Source organism: Segniliparus rugosus ATCC BAA-974 (assembly GCF_000185725.2).
In the GTDB taxonomy this organism is placed as follows: domain Bacteria; phylum Actinomycetota; class Actinomycetes; order Mycobacteriales; family Mycobacteriaceae; genus Segniliparus; species Segniliparus rugosus.
Genome location: NZ_KI391953.1, coordinates 611,148 through 634,957, shown reverse-complemented (window position 1 = coordinate 634,957; position 23,810 = coordinate 611,148). Strand labels below are relative to the sequence as shown.

Here is a 23,810-nt window from a genome sequence, read left to right as displayed (position 1 = left end):
CCATGGCTGTGTACCAAGACCTCTCCGGGCGCGCCGCAAGCATGCGCGCGCTCTTCTTCCGGGGCGTCGTGACCATCCTGGCGCTCTGCGTCGGGGCGGTGCTCCTGCACCGGACCTCGCAGCGCCAGTACGACACCCCGTTCACCCTGACGCTGCTGACAGAGTCCATCGGCGAGGGAGTTCTGCCCGGATCAGAGGTGAAGTACTGCGGCTACACGATCGGCTCCGTGCAGGACTTGGTGCCGCTCGGATCCGGCGGGCAAAAGATGGTGCTCGTCCTCGACGGGCCGCAAGCCGCTGTCCTCTCCTCGGACACCTCGGCGAAGTTCATCCCGTCGAACAGCCTCGGCACCTCCTCTGTCGAACTCCTCAGCAGCGGGCACGGGCCTCGGCTGGCTTCCGGGGCCACGCTCCGGGTCCGCAAAGACGAGAACGCCGCCTCGCTCACCCACTTGCTCCGAGGTGTGAGCGAATTCCAGCGCTCGTTCGACCAATCCGTCCTCGACCACGCCGCCTCTGTGTTCCGCAAGAACGTTGATCTCGTCGGGCCCGTCGCGCAGGCCGTCCTCGACACCGGCGACATCGTGTCGATCCTCGGCCGGTATGAGAAAGTCTCGCAGTCGCTCACGACGGTCTCCTCGCTCCTCAACGGGCTCAGTAGCTTCGTGCCGGTCATGGCTCCAGGAGCCGACAAGATCACGAACAGCTTTTCATGGCTGGCCGCGCCTGGGATCGGAGACAGTTTCGACCTGGACGTCTTCCGCCCGCTCGACGCGATCCTCGTCGAGGGCAACGACCTCATCATGACCCATCAAGAATGGGTCATCCCGCTCGCCAGAGGCATCCTGAACATCGTCTCGCCGATGGCGTACGCCCTCGGTAGCCTCGCCCCCGAGTACAGCCGACTGCCAAGCCTCATCGATAAGAGCGGCGCGCTCTTCGCGTTGGCCCAAGGCGAGACCCCGCAAAGGTTCCCCGCACCCTTGGACGTGCTTCCAGGATTAGGGAGCGCGCTGCCGAACAACGAGTTCGCCCCGCCGGGGGCGGCGCAAGGAGCCGTCCCATCGAGCCCCGCTCCGCAGTCGAACCCCACAACGGAAAAACCGTCCACAGAGGCGAGCGAGCACTCGGCCTCGGACGCCTCGGAGCCCGACGATGACGAACACGAATGAGACGAATATGAAGACGAATGGTGGAGAACATGCGTAAGGTAGCTGGACCTATGGCAGTGGTGGTCGTCTTCACGGCCATAGCCGGAGTCTTCGCGGCTATCGTGATGAATGCGCTGCGCAGCCCCGTCACCGGCGCGACCGTCCGTTACACCGCGACATTCACCGACGTGGCCGGGCTCTTCGTCGGCAACGACGTGCGGATCGCGGGAGTCCAGGTGGGGAAAGTCGAGACGGTCCAGCTCAACGGGCACCAGGCGGATGTCGGGTTCTCCCTTTTGAAGACGCAGCAGGTGTACAAAGACACCATCGTCGCCGTGCGCTATCAGAACCTTCTCGGCCAGCGGTATCTGGAACTCGTCCAGCCGCACACGCCGGGAGCGCCCATGGCCCCCGGGTCCACTGTCCCGGTCGAGCGGACGATCCCGTCCTTCGACATCTCGAAGCTGTTCAACGGGTTCCGTCCGCTCTTCCAGACGCTCGACCCAGCCCAGTTCAACCAATTCGGCGAGGACGTGCTGCGCCTGATCCAAGGCAACGGTGAGGACTCGGCGCTCGGCCCGGTCTTGCACGATCTGGACGTCATCTCGAAAGTCGCCGTCGACCGAGAGTCAGTCTTCGTCCGGTTCATCCAGAACCTCGGCGCGGTGTCCGACGAACTCAGCGGCAAGTCGAAGCAGACTGTCGACGTGATTCGCACCCTGAACGAAATGTTGGACGTGTGGACCTCGGACGCGGGGATGGTCTCCAATGTCATCGACGACGTGAACTACATCCTCACAGAGATCCATCCCCTGCTCACGTACGTCGAAGGCGGCCTCGACTCCATGACCATCCCCTATTACGACTTCGCGATGCGGGTGCTGCCGCACACCCCCGCCATCGTCGGCAGCCTGCTCACGGTGCCCTCGCTGATGCAAGGGCTCCGAGACGAAACCCTGGACGGTCCTGCCAAGGCTCCGAACTTCACCTGCTCGAACGGCGTCGCGGACCTGCCCGGCGTCGGCGAAGTGTTCTTCGGCGACCAGAACCTGGTGCTCTGCCAATGAAACTTTTCAAGAAACCCGCCACCGCCGCCCTTGACGAGGGCGCAGCTATCAAACGGCACCGCTGGATCGGCGTCACCAGCATCATCGTCGTCGTCTCCCTCTTGGTGGCGACCGCGTGGATCTTCCTCAGCCCGTTCGGCGGGCGCTCGTACACCGCCCATATGACGACGTCCGGCGGGATTCGTCCGGGCGACGACGTCCGCGTCGCAGGCATCTCGGTGGGCAAAATCACCAGCGTCCGACTGGACCGGACCGAGGTCCGCATGGCTTTCACCGTGACCAGCTCGGTTTTCGTCGGTTCGGACACATCGCTCGAGATCAAGCTGCTCACGCCGCTCGGCGGCCGCTACGTCGCGGTGCATCCCGAAGGCGACACCCCGCTCGGCGAGAAAACCATCCCCTCCAGCCGAGTCGTGCTGCCGTTCACCCTCCCGGACATCATCCGCGCGGCGGAGCCGATCGTCAAAAAAGTCGACGGGCAGGTCATCCACGACACCTTCAGCGAGATCGCCAAGTCGACGAACCAGTACCCCGACTCGCTGCGCAACGTGCTGCAAGCGACCAACACGATGACCAACGCCATGACGCGGGTGGAGAACGACTATAAAAAAGTCGTCGCCATCGCGCAGGAGTACTCAAGCGTGCTGATCGCGAACAGGCATCAACTCCAAACGCTCCTGGAACGGGCCGTCATCATCTTGCGCTTGACCCAGTCCAAGGGCACCGAGCTTCTGTATCTCATCTCGCAGGGCTCCGATCTCTTGCGGACGCTCAAACGCCTCGTCGTGTTCTACGGCGACACGCTCGAGCCTGTCGTCAACAGCATCGACGACCTCTTCGACATCACGTACGCCCACGTGGACCGCGTCGGGCAGGCGCTCGACGGCATCGGCCAGCTCCTGCGGATCGTCATGCCCATGTTGCACGGCGAGGGCATCTTCCTCAACGACAAGAACCAGATCATGGATGAGAACCACGTGGAGCCCCGGCCAGACATCTGTGTCCCGAACATCTTCCGGCAGTGCTGATATGAGAAAGAAACTCGCCGCCCTTCGCCGATCCCTGTCCAAAGCAGCCGTGCTGCTCGTCGTCGTGGCCGCCCTCGCCGCCATAGTGACCGCCGGAGTCAAGCTGTTGCCCAAATACTTGGACGACAGCAGGAAGATGTGCGCCGAGCTCACCGACTCCACCGGGCTCTACGTCGGCAACAAAGTCAAACTGCTCGACCTCGAGGTCGGCGAGGTCACGTCCATCAAAAACATGCCCGACTACGTCCGGATCGACTTCACCGTGCCGAAGGATCTCGACCTCCCCGCCGACGAGGGCGTGGTCACCATGAGCGATTCCATCGTGACCGATCGCCATCTCGAACTCACCAAGCCCTACGCCGACGGCCCCAAATTCCAAGGCTCGGCATGCATCGGGCTCGATCGCACAAAGACTCCGGTCGACATCAGCGAGGCGTTCACGGCGGTCAGCGACTTGGCCGACACCATTCTGGGCACGAAGGACGGCCAAACCGGCACCGGAGCGCAAGCCATCAACGACAGCCTGCACGCCACGGCCCGCACGCTCGACGGGATGGGCGGACCGATCAAGCAAGATTTGCAAAACCTCGTCGCTCTGATCGGCGACCCCTACAAGACCGAAGCGGCGATCCGCCAATTCCTTGTGACCAGCGTGGGCATCACGTCCGGAGTCGTCAGGGACTGGGACATCGCGACCACGCTCATCAAGGGCATGCCCAGTCTGGGGGCCGGTTTGAGAGACGGCGCGGTGGGCCTGACCCTGGTCCTTGATCGCGTCAACCGGCTGCTGCCAACCGCAGTGCAGCTCATCGACCGCTTTGCCCCGCGCATCTACAACCTCGCCGACAAGCTCGTCCCCTGGATCTCCGGCGTCGTCAGCTGGCTGACCCCGCAGATCTTCTGGGTCATCAATCAGACTCCCCCCCATCACGAACTGGCTGCAGAACAACTATCTGCCGGGGTGGGGAGATTTCGATATCGCGTACACCCCGCCGCAGGACAAAAAGACGCCACCGATCGCGGGCTCGCTCTGCGACGCGTTGCGCGCGCGCAACGTGCCGGGCATCGAAACCACCTGCGCGCCCGGCACCCCCCGAGGCGAGGGGGACAGCCTCGCCGACCTCTTGATGGGAGCAGCAGTCCGATGAGGAGAAGGATGACCCGCGTTCTTACGGCGCTCGCCGGGGTGTTGGCGATGGGGCTGACGTCGGCGTGTTCGCTCGACCCCACCGAAATCCCCCTGCCCGGCACCCATATCGGGGACGACTCGTACTCGGTCAACATCGAGTTCTCCAGCGTGCTGAGCCTCACCGCGAAGGCGAGGGTGGACTCCAACGGAGTCCAGGTCGGCGTGCTGGACCACGTCCAGCTCACCGGGAACACGGCGGTGGCCGTCGTGAACATCTCCACCCTGGTCAAACTGCCGCAGAACACCCGGGCGGAGCTGCGTCAGGCGACCGTCCTCGGCGACATCTACATCGCGCTGACCACGCCGGAGGATCCTTCCCCGACCGTGCTCCGCAACGGCGACACGATTCCGCTCAAGAACACCGCGCCGCCCGAGAGCATGGAAGACCTCCTGCGCTCGCTTTCCTCCCTCGTCACCGGGAGCAGCTTGACCGGCTTGTCCGATGCGTTCAGCAGTTTCCACGAGGTGGTCGGGAAAGACCCGGAGCGAACGGCGGAGCTGCAGGGCAAACTCGCGAACACCTTGCACGATCTGGCGACCCATCAGCAAGTGCTCGACCAGCTCGTCGCCAACGCGGACGCGGTCGGAGCCGCCGCTGCGGCCCACGCGCACACCCTCGACCACCTGCGAGACCAGCTGAACGCCGACGTCACTGGGCTCAACCGCTTCAACAAAAGCATCACCCAAATGCTTTTCGACCTTGACACCATCATTCGCACCGTCAATCCGATCGCCGACCAGCTCCTCCCCGCCGTCGCCCAGTCCGCCCTGTCCATCATGCCGCTCATCGGAGCCATCTCCACCGTCGACACCAACCTCTCGGTCCTCCTCAACCGCGGTTTCGGCCTGCTCCGCGACGCGATCGTCGCGTACACGTGGTGGGATGGCGGACCTCGCGTCACCGACAACGCGTTCAATATTCCGGACAACGTGCTCGTGCTCGGCGGGGTCGATCCGCAAGACCGGGCCGACGAGATGATTTCGGTCCTCCAGACGATGGGGCTGCTCGCACGATGAAACTACGGCTCAACTTGGGGATGACCCTGATCCTCCTCGTGGCGATCGCGCTGTTCGGGACCGGATACATGGCGCTGGGCGTGCTCCACATGGGAGCGGTCAAGAAGACCACATCGGTCACGCTCATGCTCAAAAAATCCGGCGGCCTGCTGCCGACCTCGGACGTCACCATGCGCGGACTCCGGATCGGGCGGGTCACCGGAGTCCGGACCACCACGACCGGACTCACCGTGTCGATGGAGATCGACAACGAGCACAACGTCCCGGCGAACAGCCCGGTCGGGGTCGAGGCGCTGTCCGCTGTGGGCGAGCAGTACATCGACTTCAAGCCCAGGAAGATCGCGCCGCCGTACCTCGCAGACGGCGCGGTGATCCCGGCGGAGCAAGTGACCTATCGCGCCACCTTGAGCGACATGCTCGACCGAAGCAGCGCGTTGTTCTCGGCGATCAATCCGAAAGATCTGGACATCATCGTCAAGAACATCGGCGAAGTGCTCGACGGCAGCGACGACATGTTCAGCCAATTGGCCACGGACGCTTCCGTGTACGCCAAACTGGTCCGAGAGAACAAGCAGTTGTTCGAAATGCTCTTCGGCAACGTGGATTTCTTCGCCGTGCAGATGAGGAAGCTGAACGCGAACGGCTTGTTCAAGCAGATGAGCAACGAGCTGTCCCCCAACTTCTTCGACAACGGGGCCGGCATCGGCCAAGGGGTGGAGGTGTTGTACACCGACATCGCAGAGGGCAAGTGGCTCACCAAGGATTCGACTATCGAAACCTTGGTCGCGAAGATCCGCGAATACCTGGACCTCCTATCGGGCCCGTTGAGCACATTCGCCCCGGTGCTAGAATCTCTGACCACTCCCATGCGCAACGACAAACCCGACGTCGGCCACTGGATCGACCGCTGGAGAGCCGCGTTGGACGCCGAAGGGCATATGCGGGTGCGCGCGCCCGGCGAGCAAGCCCCGCAGCAAGATCCAGAGCAATCAGAGGACGCGGAGCAACAAGACGAGCCTCCGCAGCACGAAGCTTCAGATCTGCAGGAAGGAAATTAAATTGGCCGACAAGGACGACCCCACGACCCACGAAGGCGCAGCAGCCGAGGCCGAGGCGGAAGAAGCCACCAACGACGACAGCGCAACCGGATCCGCCAAGGACGACGCGGCTCAAGGCAAGGCTTCCGACGACAGCGCAACCGAATCCGCCGAGGACGACGCGGCTCAGGACAAGGCTTCCGACGACAAGCAGAAGAAGAAATCCTCGGACGGCGCGGCCAAGTCCGAGGAAGAGCCTAAGGACAAAGGCCCCTCACGCGCGGCACGGGTGAAGCAGCGGGTCCAGTCGGGGTTCTCGTGGCGTTGGGCCGCGGCAGGCGCGGTGATCGTCGCGCTCGGCGGAGTGATCGTGTTCGGCTCCTTCCGGTACCGAGACGTCACGAGAGATCTCGCGCAGGTCCATCAAGAGCAGGCGGACCGGGACAAAGCGGCGCAAATGGCGAAAGACTACGCGCTGAAGTCCCTCACCTACACGTGGCAAGACCCCGACGGCTTCTTCAAATCGGTCGAAGACGGCGTGGCCCCGCCGCTCAAAGACAAGTACCTCAACGTGGCCGAACTGCTCAAGGGCATCATGGCGCAGGCCAAGGTCGAATCCAGCGGCGAAATTTTGGCCGCTGATGTGACCCCCAACCGGGCGGGTCCTACCAGGTCGTCGTGTCGGCGAGCCAGACGACCAGAAACCTGCAGAATCCCCAACCACGCGTGTCCCCCATCATCTTGCAGGTCGTCGTCAACAAGATCGGCAACACGTGGCAGATCGCCGACATCGGGCCCAAGACAGGCGGCAAACCGGCTCCCGGCGAACAGGCTCCTCCAGGAATCGGCGGCGGAGCGCCCGCTGTCCCTCCGGCGAAACCCAACGGAGCGCCCGCTGTTCCTCCGGTGAGGCCCAACGGAGCGCCCGCTGTCCCCGGACTGCATTAAAAGGAAGGCCCCCATGCGTTTCCGCCAACCGCTCATCGCAGGAGCCGCCCTCGTGCTCGGCCTCCTCGGAGGGACGGCTTCCACAGCCTCGGCTGAGCCCGAGGAAGCCGGCCCGTCCTGCGGCCTTGTCGATCAAATGCGCGCCGCCCTGCGCGACGAGGTCGGCCCAGGAGTCGGCGGCGTCCGAAGCGTCCTGCGGCAGCCGTACTGGCTCTTCGAGGTGCAGCAGAACGATGTGAAAGCCAAGCTGGACATCCTCGAAGGCGGGGCCGACCACTTGCGCGACCTCGACGACGGCGAGCCCGTGCCCGGACTGGCCCCGCTTCTGGGCCAGTTCGAAGCCGCCGTCGCCGAGGCGCGGAAGGAAACCGAGGACATTTTCTACTTCCGGGTGCTCAACGTGTACACCCAGACCCCGGTGCTCAGCAGGCATCCGATCCGGCCCTCGTACTGGGAGAAACTCGACCGAGTCGACGACCTCTCCGACCAGATCGACGATTTCCTTGACAACGTGGCCTGCGACTGACCGCAGGCCACGCGGTCTATTCCTTGTCCGCCGCCCGGTACGCGTCCTCCGCCGAAGGGCACGCTTTCCACATGCCGTCTTCCTTGCGGAAGTAGAGCCTCCAGCGGGTTCCTTTCGAGTCGCGGAAGCCGACCGAGCCGAGATCGTTGACCGTGCTCGTGCTTTGCACGTCGATCTCCCCCGGCGCGACTTTCGCGTCCGCGCGCAGGATGCTGCCCGCGTCCGGGACGTCGGCCGAGCACAGCAGGCTGGCCAATTTCGCCGTGTCGCCCGCGTCCTCGGCGGCCTTGTACTCCTTCGCCAGCGCCTTGATCTGCTGTGGCCCGCTGTCCGGGCTCAGCGTCATCTTCCAGATGAAGACGGCGAAACCTCCGGCGCAGATCAGGAGCGCGCCCACAATCGACAGCACGATCCACAGTGTTTTCTTGCTCTTTTTCGGCGCATGTCCGCCCTGCCACGGCTGCGGGAAGCCCGGCTGCTGCAGGAACGTCATACAGAGATCTCCTTGATCTTGCGATCGAATACCTGGGGCGAGCCTACCCCGCGCTTTCGCTCACCTCGAATCTCATCGCCAGCCGCGCCTTCTCGCCCCCGCTGAACTGCGCCGACGCGCTGGGGAGACAGCACGCGTTCGCCGCGCTGGCGCATGCCGTTCACGCGGCCTTCCTACCATGGCGCACATGTCCAGCGTTGTGCTCTCCTCCGCCCCGACTGACGCAGAATTGCAGTCCCGCTTCCGGCCGGTCTTCGCGCACATCGCCGAGGGCGCGATCCGGCGCGAACGCGAGCGACGGCTCCCCTTTGACGAGATCCAGCTGCTGCGCGAGTCCGGGTTCACCAGGCTGCGCGTCCCCCAGGAGTTCGGCGGCCTTGGCGCGAGCCTGCCGCAAGTGTTCCGCCTGCTCATCGATCTCGCCGAGGCCGAGTCGAACCTGCCCCAGGCGTTGCGGGTGCACTTCGGCTTCCTGGAGAACCTTCGATTGGAACAGGATCCGCAGCGCCGCGAGCAGTGGCTGCGCCGGGCGGGCGAGGGGGCCATCTTCGGCAATGCGATCACCGAGCTCGGGCAGGGTTTCCACGACCGGTACCGGACGACGCTCGCGCAAGACGGCCAGGGCTGGCGGCTGGATGGCGAGAAGTTCTACTCCACGGGCAGCCTCTTCGCCGACCACATCCTCGTCGCCGCGCAACGCGGCGACGACCGGGTCAGCGTGCTCGTCGACGCGGACCAGCCTGGGGTCTCCCAGCAGGACGACTGGGACGGATTCGGACAACGGCTCACCGCGAGCGGCACCTCCCGTTACGAGGGCGTGCAGATCCTCGGGGACCGAGTCTTCGAAGGCGGCTACGGCGACCCCGGCAAAACCCATCAAACCGCGTTGTTCCAGCTCGTCCAGCTGTCTGTGCTCGCGGGCATCGCCAAACGCGCGGTGGCCGACGTTGTGGAGGTCACCCTCGGCCGCACGCGGACGTTCAACCACGCCCTCGCCGACCTGCCCAAGGACGACCCGCTCGTGCAGCAGGTGATCGGACGGGGCGAGGCCGCCGCGTTCGCCGCTCGGGCGACGGTGCTCGCGGTCGCCGACCTCCTTGGCGAACTCCTCGACCTGCTGAACGCGGGCGAGGACGCGCCGCCCGAACTCTACGACGAGGCGGAGCTCGCCGCCGCGAAGGCGCAGAGCGCGGTGATCCCGCTCGTGCTGCGCTCGGTCACCGACCTCTTCGAAGTGGGCGGGGCCTCGATCACCCGCGCCGACAAGGCGCTCGACCGGCATTGGCGCAACGCGCGCACGATCTCGCTGCACAACCCGGTGATCTACAAAGAACAACGCCTCGGCGACAACCTGCTCAACGGCGCCGCCCCGCCCTACGCGTGGACCGTTGGCGAAAGGAACCCGACCAAATGACCCAACCAAGGAAGATTCGCCTCAACGCCTTCGACATGAACTGCGTGGCCCACCAGTCGCCGGGCATGTGGCGCCACCCTGAGGACCGGGCGTGGCAGTACAAAGACCTGAGCTACTGGACCGAACTCGCGAAACTGCTCGAACGCGGCGCGTTCGACGGCCTCTTCATCGCCGACGTCCTCGGCACCTACGACGTCTACGGCGGATCGGACGAGACCGCCATCCGCGAGGCGGCGCAGATCCCGGTGAACGACCCGATCCTGCTCACCTCCGCGATGGCCTTGGTGACCGAGCATCTCGGCTTCGGGATCACCGCGGGCACCGCTTTCGAGCACCCCTACCCGTTCGCCCGTCGGCTTTCCACGCTCGACCACCTCACCAAGGGCCGGATCGGATGGAACGTCGTCACCGGCTATCTGCCCTCGGCGGCGCGGAACATGGGCCAGGACCACACAGAGCACGACGCCCGGTACGACCACGCGGACGAGTACCTCGAAGTGCTCTACAAGCTGTGGGAGGGCTCCTGGGAGGACGGCGCGGTGATCCGCGACCGCGAGCGCGGAGTCTTCACCGACCCGAGCAAAGTGCATCACATCGGCCACGAGGGCACGTATTTCTCCGTGCCGGGCATCCACTTGTCCGAGCCCTCGCCACAGCGCAGCCCCGTCATCTACCAGGCGGGGGCCTCCTCGCGCGGCGTCCGGTTCGCGGCCAAGCACGCGGAGTCGATCTTCATCTCGGCCCCGGCGAAGCACGTGCTCAAAGAGCGCGTCTCGGCGATCCGGGCCGAGCTCGTCAAGGCGGGGCGCGACCCGTACTCGGCGCGGATCTACACCCTGCTCACCATCGTCACCGACGAGACCGAGGCGCTCGCGCACGCCAAGCACGACGACTTCCTCAAGTACGCCAGCCCCGAAGGCGGCCTGACGTTCATGTCCGGATGGACCGGGGTCGACCTGTCCAAATACCACCCGAACGAGCCGATCGGCAACGTGAAGTCCAACGCGATCCATTCCGCGCTCGCCGCGCTGCAGGCTCCCGACGACCAGGGCCGCGAGTGGAAGGTCGGCGACATCGGCCGCGCCGCCGCCATCGGCGGGCTGGGCCCGAGGCTCGTCGGCTCGCCGCAAAACGTCGTCGACCATCTCCAAGAATGGGTCGCGGAAACCGACGTGGACGGCTTCAACCTCGCCTACGCCATCACGCCTGGGACGTTCGAGGACATCGTCGAGCTCATCGTCCCCGAACTCCGCAAACGCGGCCTCTACCAGGAGGAGTACACCCCCGGCACGCTGCGGCACAAACTCTTCGGCAAGGGCGACCGGCTCCCCGGAGAGCACATCGGCAGCCAGTACCGGATCGGCGGCCCTCGCTCCACCGCGCTCGCTCGCAACCAGGCTCCGGAGCGGGTCGCGGTCTAGCTCAGCGCGCCGGGGCGAGGATTGGGAAGAAGCGGGGTCAATGGAACACGTGCCGCCGCTCGCGCAGCGGCACCTTCCCGTCGACGGACAGGATCCCCTCGGCCCGCAACCGGGCGAGCTGCTCTGCGGCAATATGCTGGGCGGGACGCCCCGAGGAGCCGATGACCCGGTGCCACGGCAGGTCCGCCGAGTCCTCGCGCATGATCCAGCCGACGTGTCGCGCGTTCGTGAGCCCTGCGGCTTTCGCGATGTCGCCGTAGGTCGCGACCCTGCCCTCCGGAATCGACGCGACAAGCTCGCGCACCCGCTCGAAATCGGCGTCAGTGAGCTGCGGCATGACAGCAGTCTAATGAACCGGCAAGGCGGGCCTTGCGCCCAGAGGAAGCCGCCCCTAGGGTCTCTTCATGGCGAAAAAGGGCATGCACACGGGACGCAAAGTCGCGTTCTGGATCTCCCTCGGCGCGACGATCGGCCTCGGGACGGCCTTCGCGCTCGATCCCGGCTTCGTCGACGGGCCGCTGCCCGTCCTCGTGCTCATCGCCAGCATCGGCGTGACCACGCTCTTCTTCGTCTGGGCCGTCATGGGGAACATCGGCCCGATCAACCGACTCGAAAAAGACCCTGCCGCGTTCCCTTCGCGCATGCTCGGACGAGTCGAGTCGCTTGACGAGGCGGGACTGGTCGTCAACGGCCGCAACCACCTGTTCACCTTCGTCGTCACCGTCTTCCCCTCCGCCGGCCGTCCGCGCCGAGCCGAGTTCAAGCAGTTCATCACCATGGGCGAGCTCCCGAACTTCCACACCGGACGCTACATCGTCCTGGCATACGACGAGAACCGCCCGGAGCAGCTGGCGCTCGACAAGACGCCCACGCCGGAGTGGCGTGACCGGCTGAAAACCGCAGGCGCGCGCTACGACGACATCGCCGCGCCCCCGCCCGCCGCCGAGCCGGCCCCTGCGGCGGGCTCCGCCCCTGCGGACCGCAAAAAACTCCTGGCGAACCTCGCGGCGGTCCTCGCCTGCCTCCTAGTCGGTTTCCTCGGCTCCATCGCGAGCACGCCGGTCGGGCTGTCCGGCTTCTTCGCGTGGTCGCGGGGGCTCCCCGCGCATGCCAGCGGCGCGGCTGAGCCGCTGTACGAGTCGCAGGAGCTCGACAACACCATCGCGCGGCTGCGCGAACTGCTGCGGGACCGCCAGCTGATCGCGTGCAACGTCTACGACAAGCACGTCGTCGTCGACGCGCGGAGCACGACCAACCCGAAGGGCAGGGACTCCTACACCTACCGGAACGGGACGCTCAAGCGCGACTCGACCATGGCCGGCCCGCCCGACGACCCGTTCTTCTCGGTCGTCGACGTGTCGCCGGACATGCTCCGCCGCGTCACGCTGGCGACTCGGCAAAACCATCCTGGGGAGGAAATCACCTACGCGGGCTACCGGATCAAACGCTCGATGTCGATCACCATCGTCACCACGACTTTGAACGACCGCGTCACCATGCCCATCCCGAACCCCGTCTGGACCGGCCAGCTGGAGATCCTCGTCGCCACGAGCGACGAGTACGGCGGCTCCGTGTACCGATTCGACGCGAAGACCGGCGAAGAGCTGCGTCAGCCGTAGGCCGCGCCGCATCGCCGGACGAGACTCCCCTTCCGTTTCCAGCATCGAAGCCCCGCGTCCCAGGCGAACGCATCCCGGCAAAGCCCCTCCACGAGCCGGGCTGTCCCCCGCGCCACTCGTTCCCCCGCCGCGCGGCGGGGCGTCAGAAGCGGCTCCGACCGCCTCGCCCGATGACATAGATCCCGCCGCCCACCGCCGCCAGCAGCACGACCACTGCGAGCGCCGGATGCACGAGCCACCACAGAAGAACGAAGACGAGAAGCGCCGGCGAAGCCAGGAACAAGGCCATGCCAGGGTGCTGCTTGATCACATCGAGGGCCGCGCCGACACGGGACCTGTCCAATTCTTTGCCTGCCATACGCGAAGTTTACGCGATGCCACCTGGGCTCTTATCTTCCAACCGGTCCTGCCGACCTGGTTACACAGCGGGGTCCATCCGCTACTGTGGTCGAATGCGCAGGAGCAGACTCGCCGAGCTGGGGCTCACCCCTCGTGAGATCGTCAAATTCCTGCGTTGGCTGCCTCGGACCCGCTGGCCGCTGGTCATTCTCTACGTCGTCTACGCGAACATACTCGGGGCCGTCATCGTCTTCGGCTTTCTGAAGTTCGTCCTTCCCCCCGAAGACTCCGTCTGGTACACCGACCTCGGGGACAGACGCTCGCAGCTGCTCTTCTTCGCGCTGCTCTCCCTCGGAGCCACCGTCTCCACCCTCGTCGGCCTTCGGCACGCCTTGCCGACGCTCATGTGGCATCAGGGGCGGCGGCGAGGCGTGCCGAACCAGCAGCTCGCCAAGGACCGGGCGCTGCGCCTGCCGGCTTCGCAGATGTGGATCTCGGCCTCCTTATGGCTCTTCGGCTCGGTCATGTTCGTCGTGTTCCTCGCCCAGCATTCGCCCCGGCGCGCGCTCATCGGCGGTTTCGGGGCGTTCCTGGGCGGCGCGGTGATCTGCATGGTCATTTACTTGCGCTCCGAGCAGGTGCTGCGGCCCATCATCAGCGAGGCCATCGCCGACGGAGCCGCCACCAAGCGCACCAGCCGGGTCTCCCGGCGGGTGCGCGTCGTGTGGCTCCTGTGCTCGGGCGTGCCTGTGGGAGCCATTTTCGGCCTCGCGATGGGATACGAGTTCGGGGTCCTGCACGGCAGCGCCAAACAGCTCATGTTCCCCGTGCTCATCATGTCGGCCATCGTGATCGCGGTCGGCCTGCTCGCCGCGGGCTCGCTCGCCAACGGCATCGGGGAGCCGGTCCGGGCGCTGCGCGAGGCGATGCGCCAAGTGGAGCAGGGCGATTTGACCGCGCAAGTCAAGGTGAACACCACCACCGAGCTGGGCCTTTTGCAATCCGGCTTCAACGACATGCTCCGGCAGATCCGCGAGCGCGAGCGGCTGCGCGCCTTGTTCGGCCAGTTCGTCGGCTCCGACGTCGCGCAGCGCGCGGTCGAGGAGGGCGTCCAGCTCGGCGGCGAGGAGCGGTTCGTCGCCGTCTTGTTCGTCGACCTGGTCGGCTCGACTCGGCTCGCCTTCCATCTCGGCGCGCCCCGCGTGGTGAAGCTGCTCAACGAGTTCTTCCACGCCGTGGTGGACGTGGTCGGGGCCGAAGGCGGCTATGTGAACAAATTCCAGGGCGACGCCGCGCTAGTGATCTTCGGGGCCCCGCTCGAGCTGGAAAATTTCGCCGGGCGCGCGCTCAAAGCGGCCCGAGTCCTCCAGGAAGTGCTCGCCGGGCCGCTGCACGAGACCAATGTGGGGATCGGGGTCTCCGCAGGGCCCGTCGTCGCCGGGCACATCGGGGCGGACGAGCGCCTGGAGTACACCGTCATCGGGGACGCGGTGAACGAAGCCTCGCGCCTGTGCGAGCTCGCGAAATCGGAGCCAGGCCACCTGCTCGCCTCGGCGCGCGCCGTGGCGCTCGCCGACCCGGAGGAAGCGCGGCACTGGATCCTCGGCGAAGAGGTCTCGCTGCGCGGACGCGACGCGCTCACGCGGCTCGCCCGCGCAGAGGCACCTCCGATCAGCTCGTCGGCTTCTTCGGAGCCGTCTTCCGAGCCGTCGTCCGCTTCGTAGCGGCGGACTTCGGCGCTGCGCGCCGCGAGGCGGGCTTCTTCGCCGGACCGGCGGCCCGACGGTCCGCGAGCAGCTCCGAAGCCCGCTCGTCGGTCAGCGTCTCCACCTCGTCGCCCTTGCGCAGGCTGGCGTTCGTCGTCCCGTCCGTGACGTAGGGGCCGAACCGACCGCTCTTGACCACCATCGCGGCGCCGCTGACCGGGTCCGTGCCGAGTTCGCGCAGCGGCCCGGCCGCGGCTTGCGCCCCGCGCCGCTTGGGCTCCGCGTACAGCGCGAGCGCCTCCTGAAGCGTGATCGTGAACAGCTGCTCCTCGTTCGCGAGCGAGCGCGAGTCCGTGCCGCGTTTGAGGTACGGCCCGAACTTGCCGTTCTGCGCGGTGATCTCCTCGTCCGTGTTCGGGTCGACGCCCACCGTCCTCGGCAGGGACAGCAGCCGCACCGCGTCGTCGAGCGTCACCTGCTCGGGGTCCATGGACTTGAAGAGCGAGGCCGTGCGCGGCTTGGGCGCGGCGGCTTTCTTGCCCTTCGCCTTCGCCTTCTCCTCTTGCTGCGCCTCGACCGCCGGGGGCAGCAATTCGGTCACGTACGGCCCGAACCTGCCCTCTTTCACGACGATCTCGTGGCCCGACTGCGGGTCGAAGCCCAACAGCCTGCCTTCGCTCGGCGTCGCGAACAGCTGCTCCGCGACCTCGGGGGTCAGCTCGTCCGGCGTGAGGTCCTGATGCAGGTTCGCCCGCTGCGAGACCAGCTCGCCGTGGTCGTCTTTGACCATCCGCTCCAAGTACGGGCCGAATCTGCCCACTCGCACCCAGATCTGGCGGCCCTCGGAGTCCTCGAACACCGGGATCGAGTTGACCTCGCGCGCGTCAATGGTCTCCGCGTTCGCGCCGACCAGGCGCTTGAGGCCGCCCGCGCGCGCCACGGAGCGGGCGGGCCCGTTCTGGTCGCCGTAGTAGAACCGGTTCAGCCACGGGGTGCGGTGCTCCCGTCCCGCCGCGATGGCATCGAGCTCGTCCTCCATGTGCGCGGTGAACTCGTAGTCCACCAGCGGGTCGAAGTACGCCTCCAGCAGCCCCACCACCGCGAACGCGACCCAGGCTGGCACCAGCGCAGCGCCCTTGCGGTAGACGTAGCCGCGCTCCTGGATCGTGTCGATGATGGCCGCGTACGTGGACGGGCGGCCGATGCCGAGGTCTTCGAGCGCTTTCACCAACGAAGCCTCGGTGTACCGGGCGGGCGGCGAGGTGGCGTGCTCGGCGGGGGCCGCTTCCCTCGCCGGGACGTGCTGGCCCTTCGTCAGCTGCGGGAGGTGGCGCTGCGCGTCGTCGGCTTCGCCGCCCGCGAGCTCGTCCACCGTCTCCACGTACGCCCGCAAGAAGCCCTGCGTCGTGATGACCAGGCCCGAGGCCGCGAACACGCAATCCCGCGCCGCGCCGTTCGCCGTCGTGGTCGTCGCCAGCCGCAAACTGGTGCTCGTGCCCCGCGCGTCCACCATCTGCGAGGCGACCGTCCGCCGCCAGATCAGCTCGTACAGCCGCAGCTCGTCGCTGTCGAGCGTCCCCGCCAGCTGCTCAGGACGGGCGAAGGAGTCTCCTGCGGGGCGGATCGCCTCGTGCGCCTCCTGCGCGTTCTTCGCCTTGCTCGCGTACTGCCGTGGCGCTTTGGGCACCGCGTCCGCCCCGAACAACGCCGTCGCCTGCGAGCGGGCGGCCTCGGTCGCCTGCTGCGAGAGCGTGACCGAGTCGGTACGCATGTAGGTGATGTGGCCGTTTTCGTACAGCCGCTGCGCGAGGCGCATCGTCCGGTCGGTGGAGAAGCGGAGCTTGCGGCTCGCCTCCTGCTGCAACGTCGAGGTCATGAACGGCGGGTACGGCCTGCGCGAGTAGGGCTTCTCGGCCACGTCCACGACGTCCAGCTGCGCGCCGACGAGCGCTTCGGCGAGCGCCCGCGCCTCTGCCTCCCCCACGATCCGGACCCGGTCGGGGTTCGCGGGCTCGCCTTGCGGGGTGAAATCCCGGCCCGAGGCCACGCGCAGCCCGTCGAGCTCCACCAGCTTCGCGGTGAACTCCGGATCGCTCGCCACAGTGACCGACAGATCCCAGTACGAAGCCGAGCGGAACGCCATGCGCTCGCGTTCGCGCTGCACGATGATGCGCGTGGCCACCGACTGCACCCGTCCTGCGGAAAGCCTCGGCATCACCTTCTTCCACAGCACCGGGCTCACCTCGTAGCCGTAGAGGCGGTCGAGGATGCGCCGGGTCTCCTGGGCGTCCACGAGGTCGGTGTCCAGGTCGCGGGGGTTCGCGGCGGCGGCGAGGATGGCGGGCTCGGTGATCTCGTGGAACACCATCCGGCGCACCGGCACCTTGGGCTTGAGCGTTTCCAGGAGGTGCCAGGCTATCGCCTCGCCCTCCCGGTCGCCGTCCGTCGCGAGGTAAAGCTCGTCGACCGTCTTCAGCTTGTCTTTCAGCTCGGTGACCGTCGCCTTCTTCTCCGGGCTCACCACGTAGAGCGGGTCGAAGTCCGCCTCGACGTTGACCCCGAGCCGCGCCCAAGGTTCCGTTTTGTATTTCGCCGGGATGTCCGCAGTGCCCCTCGGCAAGTCGCGGATGTGCCCACGGGAGGACTCGACGACGTAATTGCCGCCGAGGAAAGAGGAGAGCTTTCGGGCTTTTGTCGGGGATTCGACGATCACCAACCGCCGAAGACCGTCGCCGCTGGAGCCGCGCTGGCTCCCCGAGCCGCGCGTGTCGTCGGCGCTGCGCCGTGCTGCCACCGTTGCCATACCTTCCCAGTAATGCGTTCGCGCACCGTTCGCGCGCCGCGAGTCGTCACACCCTATTTATTTAGTCTCGGAGCCGGACCTGGCGTGCCAGCCTAGCCGGAACATCACTGTCCCTGGTTGGGGAGCGGAGCCTCCTCCACCGCGCGCACGGCGGTGGCGTGCAGATCCTTTCCGATCAGCGCGGTCTCGAACTCCACTTTCTGGCTCTCGACCAACTTCCGAAAGCCTCTGCCCTCAATGGCGGTGTACCGGACGAACACCTCGGCGGAACCGTCGTCAGGAGCGATGAACCCGAAACCTTTCTCGGGGTCGAACCACTGCACGGTTCCCAGTGCCATAGCCGAAATTCCTCCTTGCCGGTACGTCGGGCGGGCGTGTTCTCGTTCAAGTAGTAGAGCACATCTCGTCGAGAGCACACCACATTGAACGTTGGAGTCCTGAAATCGCTGCCAGCGGCGCGCCGGTCGGAGGATCTGTCGCGCACCAACAGCCGCCCTGTTCGCGCGCAGGTCGAGGCTTATTCGCCGACAGCTGCCCGAAGGCCGACCGTCTGGAAGCCCACCGTCCGCAGATCCCTCGGCCGCGAGGCCGACCCCTGAGTTCGACGGAAGGAACAGCCAGGCCGGAACCGTTGCGGCGATCACAGCGAACCCGGCCTCGGCCACCGCCTGGTCCGGCAAACACTCCAGGCGGTTCAGCTCTCCAGGGATGCTCACGTCCCTCCGGGGATGCTCACGTCGCCGTCGTCGTCCAGCACGCCGGCCTCCCCGTGGCGGCAACAGCTGCGACTTCGGCAGCTGCGAAGGGTTCTCCGCGAGCTGGAACAGCCCGGCGGGGCTCGGCGCTTCCGCACCGGCTCGGGAGCAAGAAGCGCGTCTTGAACGGACAAGACTCGGCCAAGGGCAGCGCCGCTTCGCGGTACGCGCAGGTCTCGGCTTCGGGTTTGGCCAGCAGTTCGGCGACAGGCGCAGCTCGCCGAGGAGACGACGACCAGCGCGCAGCGCTTCGTGCCGGCCATGATGCTGGGCTCCGTATCCCTTGCCGGTACGCGCCCTTCTGATCCGAGCGCGCAGCTTCCGGGGTCCGGCGGAACGGACGCGGGGCAGAACCCTGGTTCGCGCCATACGGGGCTCAGCCGCCCGAACCAGCCTCTGTCGCAGGTCCGGCGCGAGCCTCCGCCCGCGCCGGACCGAACGAGAAACCGGCCGCCGCCGCGTCGACCTCGACGACGACGAGGACGTCGAGGTCGACCAGCCGGCACGACACAAGCCGCCCCGAGGACCGGCCGACGAGGCCGCGCGCGGCCTCGCACGCCGACCGCTCCCCGTCCAACGCCCGAAAGGCTCCCGCCAACGCCGCGAGGTCCGCCTTCGACTGCGCCTGGTGCCTCGCCGACACAGCGGCTCCGACCCAACCGACCAGAACGGCGAACGCGACGAGCGCCGCAATCAGGAAAGCGCTGACCACCGTCGCCGAGCCTCGTTCGCACCGCAACCGTCTGGCCCCCCATTGCGCCAAGTGGACGAGATCCAAGGCGCACCGCGACATGGTGCGCCGGGGGCGGGGCCCACGAGATCCCCGAGCGGGGGACAGCGCAAGGGATCGCCGTCTGTGCGACGAAAAGCTCATGGACCGGCCACCGGCTCGATGGCCGCGACCGCTTGCGCGCCGAGATCGACCGAGGCCAACAACGGGGCCTTGAACGTCACGGTGGCGACGACCGAGTCAGCGCCCTCGTCAATGCTGATCTCCGCGCCGCGCGGCCCAATCCGCTGCGCGGTGGACCGCGCGTGCCCCAGATCTCCCCTCGCCGCCAACCGGGCGGCCTCCCGCGCGGCGTCCACGCAGCGGATGTGGTCCCCGACCGCGAGCAAGGCGAGCGCCGAGCCGAAGAGCACGAACAGGATCGAGGCGAGGCCGATCGCGCTCTCCACGGTCACCATGCCCGCCTCGCTTCCGAGGAAGCGAGGGGTCACACCCCGGTCGTGAGCGCTTTCTCGATGATCTTTTGCAGGAACGAGGCCACGGAGCCGCCGGTCACCACGGTGTACAAGACCGCCCCGAACGCGGCGGCGGCCACTGTCCCTATTGCGTATTCCACGGTGCTCATCCCTTCCTCGTTCCTGCTGAGCAAGAGCACCCGACTGACCAGCACGACCCCTTGTTGTTTCAGTTTCGACCACCACATGCGGCCTCCTTCCCTCTCGTCCGCCCGGCTTTCGAGCGGAAGCCTCATCACCCATCCCCGAACACCCCCGAGCCCAGGCCGATGATCACGGGGATCACGCCCAGACAGAGGAACGCGGGCAGAAAGCACAGTCCGAGCGGGCCGGCGAGCAGCACCCCGGCCCGGCCCGCACCGGCTGTCGCGCGGTCGAGCGCTTCGGCGCGCTCAGTCGTCGCGAGCTCGACCAGGCCGTCCGCCAGCGCGGTCCCGCTCCGGGCGGATCGCTTGGCCATTCGCGCGAGCGCCGCTGTGGCTGGCAGCTCCTCGGCCTCCGCCCAAGCCGTTTGCGGCTCCGCGCCCAACGCGAGCGAGTGGGCTGCTTTCGCCAACGCCGAAGCGCACGGCTCCGGGGCCGTGCGCGCCACAGCCCGCAGAGCGACAGGCGTCGGCAAACCAGCTCGGAGGCTGACCGCGAAAAGGTCGCAGCTCGCGGCCAGCGCGAGCGGGTCCGGGCGCTTCGCCGTCGCAGCGGAGCGGGCGAGCGCGTCGGCGGGCGGGCGCGTCCGAGACAACCAAAGCTGCGGATCCGGCGCGGCGAGCAGCGCCAGCGCCAGACTCGCCGCCGCGCCTGCCCAAGCGAGCAGCCACATCATCGGCCCACCCCCGATGTGATCCGCCTGGACCAGCCGACGCCCGCGCACGCGAAACCGCATCCGAGCAGCAGCAGGAGCGATCCGGGCCCGGAAAGCAGCACCTGGACCGGCCTCGCCCCGACCGCCTCGCCCAACAGCGCGCACAGCGCCGGAAGCCCCGAGAGGATCCTCGCCGTGGAACGCGCGCCCGCGAGCGCCGCGTCCGTCCGTTCGCCGAACCGGATCCGTTCCACCACATCCGTCCTCGCCGCGAACAACACCTGGGCCATCGGCACGCCTTCCCAGTGCGACAGCTCCCAACAAACAGCGAGCCGGTCCCACAACGCCCCGCCGGAGTCGAGGCCGTCGCGCCGGGCCATGCCAGCCCGGCGGCGCAGCCCCTCGCCGACGTCGCCGCCGAGGCGGGCCCGAGCGGCTGCTTCCCGCATGGTCTGCGCGACTTCCTTTCCGCCGGGAGTCGCGGACAAAGCGCGCTCGCCCGCCGCCGAGGCGAACGCATAGGCCGGATGCGCGCCGACTCGGAGCTCGTCCACCACGGCCATCAGCGCGGCCTGCAGCGCAGCCGCGTGCTCCCGCTCCCGGACACGGGCGCGACGGGCGCGCCACGCTGTCCGCGCGCTCGCCGCGATCAGCAGGGCCGCGAAGCCGAGCCAAGGCCGCACGAGGAGCAGCGCTCCCCCTGGAACCCACCACATCTGTTCGAGACGGCGCGCGAAACCCGCAGCCGAGCGGACCCTGCGAGGCGCGCGCCGACCGAGCCGGAGCCCGCGCGCTCGGCCCGCGCAGGCCGCCGACGGCCACATCCCGAGCGCGCACGCGCACAGCAGCACCGGAAGGACTGTCATCGCGCCGACCACAGCTCTCGGGCGACGACCACGCCGTCTCGACGGTCGAGGCGCGCGATCTGCGCGAGGGTCCGCGCGCCGGAAGGCTCCCTGCGCATGTGGAAAACGAGACGAACGGCGGCTTCGAGCTGGCCATGCAGGCCTTGACGGTCCAAACCGCCCATGGCTGCGAGCGCTTCGAGCCTGGCGGGCAGCTCGTTCGGGGAATTGCAGTGCACCGTGCCGGCCCCTCCGTCGTGCCCGGTGTTGAGCGCGGAGAGCAGATCAACGACCTCGGCTCCGCGCACCTCGCCGACGACGACTCGGTCTGGCCGCATCCGAAGGGTCTGCCGCACCAGCTCGCGGACCGTGACCTCGCCCGCGCCCTCGACGTTCGGCTTGCGCGCGACGAGCGACACCACATGCGGGTGCGCCGGGGCGAGCTCCGGCGAATCCTCCACCAGCACGATCCGCTCCTGCGGGCTCACCTCGGCCAAGAGCGCGGAGAGCAGCGTGGTCTTGCCCGACCCGGTGCTTCCGGTCACCAAGAACGAATGCCGCTCGGCGACCGCGCGACGCGCGAGCTCCGCCGCCTCCGCTCGCACAGAGCCCCGCGCGACAAGCTCGTCGAGGCGCTGCGTGGCGGGGCGGAGCACCCGCAGCGCGATTGCCGTGCCACGAACCGCGAGCGGCGGCAGCACCGCGTGCAATCGCACGTCGCAACCCCGATGCCCGAAACCGGGCAGCCTGCCGTCGACGAACGGCTGCGCCTCGTCGAGGCGTCTGCCCGCGGAAAGCGCCAATCGGCAGGCCAACCGGCGCACCGCCGCCTCGTCGGCGAAGGAGAGCGAGGAGCGGACCAGGCCTTGGCCTCGGTCGGCCCAGACTTGGTCCGGCCCGTTGACCAGGATGTCGCACAGATCCGGCTCCGCGAGCAGCTCCTCAAGCGGCCCCGCGCCGAGGAACTCGACCCGCAACGCCCGCAAGGCTTCGAGGACGTCGGTGTCGCCGAGCAAACCGCCCGCTTCCGCCCGGACCGCCTGGGCGAGCACTTCGTGGGTGACCACGCCGCCGCGCCTGGCGAGGCGCTCGCGCACCCGCTCGATCACCGGGGCGGTCATCGTCCTCATCGCCTCGCCGCCTTCGCGCGGCGGCAACCGAGCACCGCCTCCGCGGCCCGCAGCACGCTCGACCGGCTCCGCAGGACCAGCCCGCCCCGTTCCACGCCGACCGCGATCGAATGCTCGTGATGCATCGACGCGAGCAGCGGGACCCCGGCTTCCGCCGCGACCCGCGCGGCTCGCAGCCCCCCAGGAGACGGGCCGCGCACCACTGCGCCCAGCGTCGCGCAAAGCTCGGCTGCCATCGCTGCGAGCGAGCGCCCCGCCGTGATCGCCCGCAGCTCGGCGGGTATGACCAGAACCGCCGAATCCGCCGTCTCCAGCACCGCTTGCTGCAGCTCCCCCCAGTGCCGGGGGAGGTCGACGACGACCGTGTCGCCCGCCGAGCGCGCGCTGTCGAGCACCGCGAGCGTCGCCTCCGCCCCCACCCGGCACGGGTTGTCTCCCCCCGCGCCGAGCACGGAGAGCCTGCCCGCGCGGCTCGGCAACGCCTCGTGCAGGGCCGCCGCCGACACCCTCCCCCCAGAGAGGGAAAGATCTCCCCAGCGCAAGCCCGGTTCTCGCTCCATGCCGAGGACCACGTCGAGCCCGCCGCCGAGCGGATCGAGGTCGACGGCGAGCGAGCGGTTCCCCGCGCGGGCCGCGACCAGGGCGACCGAGGCGACCAAGGTGGAAACCCCCGCGCCGCCCCTCGCCCCGATGATCGCGACGATCCGTCCCGCGCCGACCCGGCGCTCGACCGCCTCGCCGACCACCCGCACCAACTCGCGCTCCTGCTCGGGCAGGGCGAGGACATGGCCCGCCCGCGCGTGGACGGCCAACTGCCAGCCCGATTGCGGCGCGACTCCCGCGAAAACGAGCGCGGTGGCCCCGTCCCGCGCGAGATGCTCCGCCGCGCACCACCGCGCCGCGTGCTCGTCCATCACCACCAAGCCCGCCGTGCGCCAAAGCCGCCGGTCGAACGGGGGCGAGTCCTCCACGAGGCCGCGGCCGGACGCGGCGACCACCTGCCGCACATGTTCGGCGAGCACAGGGTCGGCGACCGCGACGAGGACTTCTGGAGCCGAGGCGCGCTGACCGCGCCTGTCTCGGACGCCTGCTTCTCGGAACAATCTCATGGGTTCCATGCTTGCGCCCGCGCAGGAGCGCCGAGGTCCGTTTCGGGGATTTGTGGATAAGTGTTCTCGTTCTCCACAGGAGGATGGCTCGCGCGCCGCTCGGTCGGAAAAGCGCGCGCCGCGCGCGAAACCGCCCAAGGGGACGAGCGGAGATGGGCCAACCGGGAGA

General features: G+C 67.8%; 23 protein-coding genes. 11 read left to right on the top strand and 12 right to left on the bottom strand.

Annotated features, from left to right (window positions below):
- The first annotated feature begins 2 nt into the window (after nt 1–2).
- Genes HMPREF9336_RS03105 through HMPREF9336_RS03070 form a run of 7 tightly spaced genes read left to right on the top strand, consistent with a single transcriptional unit; the run spans nt 3 to nt 7,963 of the window.
- On the top strand, nt 3–1,172 hold the full coding sequence (locus HMPREF9336_RS03105) for an MlaD family protein (protein ID WP_007471520.1): 1,170 nt from the start codon (nt 3–5) through the stop codon (nt 1,170–1,172).
- Nucleotides 1,173–1,222: 50 nt separating this feature from the next.
- A complete protein-coding gene (locus tag HMPREF9336_RS03100; RefSeq protein WP_007471521.1) occupies nt 1,223–2,218 on the top strand; it encodes an MlaD family protein in 996 nt (331 codons plus the stop codon).
- A complete protein-coding gene (locus HMPREF9336_RS03095; protein WP_007471522.1) occupies nt 2,215–3,246 on the top strand; it encodes an MlaD family protein in 1,032 nt (343 codons plus the stop codon). Before HMPREF9336_RS03100 ends, HMPREF9336_RS03095 begins: the two co-directional genes overlap by 4 nt.
- Nucleotide 3,247: 1 nt before the next feature.
- Nucleotides 3,248–5,452, top strand: a complete 2,205-nt coding sequence (locus HMPREF9336_RS17355) for an MlaD family protein (protein ID WP_007471523.1) — start codon at nt 3,248–3,250, stop codon at nt 5,450–5,452.
- On the top strand, nt 5,449–6,510 hold the full coding sequence (locus tag HMPREF9336_RS03080) for an MlaD family protein (RefSeq protein ID WP_007471524.1): 1,062 nt from the start codon (nt 5,449–5,451) through the stop codon (nt 6,508–6,510). Before HMPREF9336_RS17355 ends, HMPREF9336_RS03080 begins: the two co-directional genes overlap by 4 nt.
- Before the next feature lies 1 nt (nt 6,511).
- Nucleotides 6,512–7,399, top strand: coding sequence for a hypothetical protein (locus HMPREF9336_RS03075; protein WP_007471525.1), 888 nt, complete (start codon nt 6,512–6,514; stop codon nt 7,397–7,399).
- A gap of 51 nt (nt 7,400–7,450) precedes the next feature.
- On the top strand, nt 7,451–7,963 hold the full coding sequence (locus HMPREF9336_RS03070) for a hypothetical protein (RefSeq protein ID WP_007471526.1): 513 nt from the start codon (nt 7,451–7,453) through the stop codon (nt 7,961–7,963).
- Between the two features lie 16 nt (nt 7,964–7,979).
- Here HMPREF9336_RS03070 and HMPREF9336_RS17350 read toward each other — a convergent pair whose 3' ends face one another.
- Nucleotides 7,980–8,456 (bottom strand): hypothetical protein, encoded by a 477-nt coding sequence (locus HMPREF9336_RS17350; protein WP_007471528.1) that lies wholly within the window; start codon nt 8,454–8,456, stop codon nt 7,980–7,982.
- A gap of 187 nt (nt 8,457–8,643) precedes the next feature.
- On the opposite strand from HMPREF9336_RS17350, the gene HMPREF9336_RS03060 reads away from it, so the two are divergent.
- A complete protein-coding gene (locus HMPREF9336_RS03060) occupies nt 8,644–9,870 on the top strand; it encodes an acyl-CoA dehydrogenase family protein (protein ID WP_040584937.1) in 1,227 nt (408 codons plus the stop codon).
- Nucleotides 9,867–11,291, top strand: a complete 1,425-nt coding sequence (locus HMPREF9336_RS03055) for an LLM class flavin-dependent oxidoreductase (protein ID WP_007471531.1) — start codon at nt 9,867–9,869, stop codon at nt 11,289–11,291. Before HMPREF9336_RS03060 ends, HMPREF9336_RS03055 begins: the two co-directional genes overlap by 4 nt.
- Before the next feature lie 37 nt (nt 11,292–11,328).
- Here the strand turns inward: HMPREF9336_RS03055 and HMPREF9336_RS03050 are convergent, their stop codons facing one another.
- Nucleotides 11,329–11,628 carry an MGMT family protein gene (locus HMPREF9336_RS03050; RefSeq protein WP_007471533.1) on the bottom strand — a complete coding sequence of 100 codons (300 nt, stop codon included), beginning with the start codon at nt 11,626–11,628 and terminating at the stop codon, nt 11,329–11,331.
- Nucleotides 11,629–11,695: 67 nt separating this feature from the next.
- Here HMPREF9336_RS03050 and HMPREF9336_RS03045 point away from each other — a divergent pair, with 67 nt between their 5' ends.
- Nucleotides 11,696–12,910 (top strand): hypothetical protein, encoded by a 1,215-nt coding sequence (locus tag HMPREF9336_RS03045; RefSeq protein ID WP_007471534.1) that lies wholly within the window; start codon nt 11,696–11,698, stop codon nt 12,908–12,910.
- 142 nt (nt 12,911–13,052) lie between these two features.
- Here HMPREF9336_RS03045 and HMPREF9336_RS03040 read toward each other — a convergent pair whose 3' ends face one another.
- A complete protein-coding gene (locus HMPREF9336_RS03040) occupies nt 13,053–13,268 on the bottom strand; it encodes a hypothetical protein (protein ID WP_007471535.1) in 216 nt (71 codons plus the stop codon).
- A gap of 94 nt (nt 13,269–13,362) precedes the next feature.
- Between HMPREF9336_RS03040 and HMPREF9336_RS03035 the strand changes: the two genes are divergently transcribed.
- Entirely contained in the window at nt 13,363–14,973 is a 1,611-nt protein-coding gene (locus HMPREF9336_RS03035) for an adenylate/guanylate cyclase domain-containing protein (protein ID WP_007471536.1), read from the top strand.
- Here the strand turns inward: HMPREF9336_RS03035 and topA are convergent.
- From topA to ssd, 9 genes are all read right to left on the bottom strand, one after another.
- Nucleotides 14,921–17,758, bottom strand: a complete 2,838-nt coding sequence (topA, locus tag HMPREF9336_RS03030; RefSeq protein ID WP_021030004.1) for a type I DNA topoisomerase — start codon at nt 17,756–17,758, stop codon at nt 14,921–14,923. The two genes, HMPREF9336_RS03035 and topA, sit on opposite strands and share 53 nt — an antisense overlap.
- Before the next feature lie 104 nt (nt 17,759–17,862).
- A complete protein-coding gene (locus tag HMPREF9336_RS03025; protein WP_007471538.1) occupies nt 17,863–18,096 on the bottom strand; it encodes a cold-shock protein in 234 nt (77 codons plus the stop codon).
- Between the two features lie 793 nt (nt 18,097–18,889).
- Complete coding sequence (locus HMPREF9336_RS03020) at nt 18,890–19,306, bottom strand: Rv3654c family TadE-like protein (RefSeq protein WP_084206606.1); 417 nt, start codon at nt 19,304–19,306, stop codon at nt 18,890–18,892.
- Nucleotides 19,307–19,383: 77 nt separating this feature from the next.
- Entirely contained in the window at nt 19,384–19,734 is a 351-nt protein-coding gene (locus HMPREF9336_RS03015; protein WP_007471541.1) for a TadE family type IV pilus minor pilin, read from the bottom strand.
- The gene (locus tag HMPREF9336_RS03010) at nt 19,731–19,946 is read right to left on the bottom strand and encodes a DUF4244 domain-containing protein (protein ID WP_007471542.1); all 216 of its coding nucleotides are present in this window, start codon (nt 19,944–19,946) and stop codon (nt 19,731–19,733) included. Before HMPREF9336_RS03010 ends, HMPREF9336_RS03015 begins: the two co-directional genes overlap by 4 nt.
- Before the next feature lie 47 nt (nt 19,947–19,993).
- Nucleotides 19,994–20,578, bottom strand: coding sequence for a type II secretion system F family protein (locus HMPREF9336_RS03005; protein ID WP_021030002.1), 585 nt, complete (start codon nt 20,576–20,578; stop codon nt 19,994–19,996).
- Nucleotides 20,575–21,423: a type II secretion system F family protein gene (locus tag HMPREF9336_RS03000; RefSeq protein WP_040584934.1), complete on the bottom strand. Its 849-nt coding sequence runs from the start codon at nt 21,421–21,423 to the stop codon at nt 20,575–20,577. Before HMPREF9336_RS03000 ends, HMPREF9336_RS03005 begins: the two co-directional genes overlap by 4 nt.
- Nucleotides 21,420–22,532 (bottom strand): TadA family conjugal transfer-associated ATPase, encoded by a 1,113-nt coding sequence (locus tag HMPREF9336_RS02995; protein WP_007471544.1) that lies wholly within the window; start codon nt 22,530–22,532, stop codon nt 21,420–21,422. The genes HMPREF9336_RS03000 and HMPREF9336_RS02995 overlap by 4 nt, the downstream gene beginning before the upstream one ends.
- The gene (gene ssd / locus HMPREF9336_RS02990; RefSeq protein WP_051357119.1) at nt 22,529–23,641 is read right to left on the bottom strand and encodes a septum site-determining protein Ssd; all 1,113 of its coding nucleotides are present in this window, start codon (nt 23,639–23,641) and stop codon (nt 22,529–22,531) included. Before ssd ends, HMPREF9336_RS02995 begins: the two co-directional genes overlap by 4 nt.
- Between the last annotated feature and the right edge of the window lie 169 nt (nt 23,642–23,810).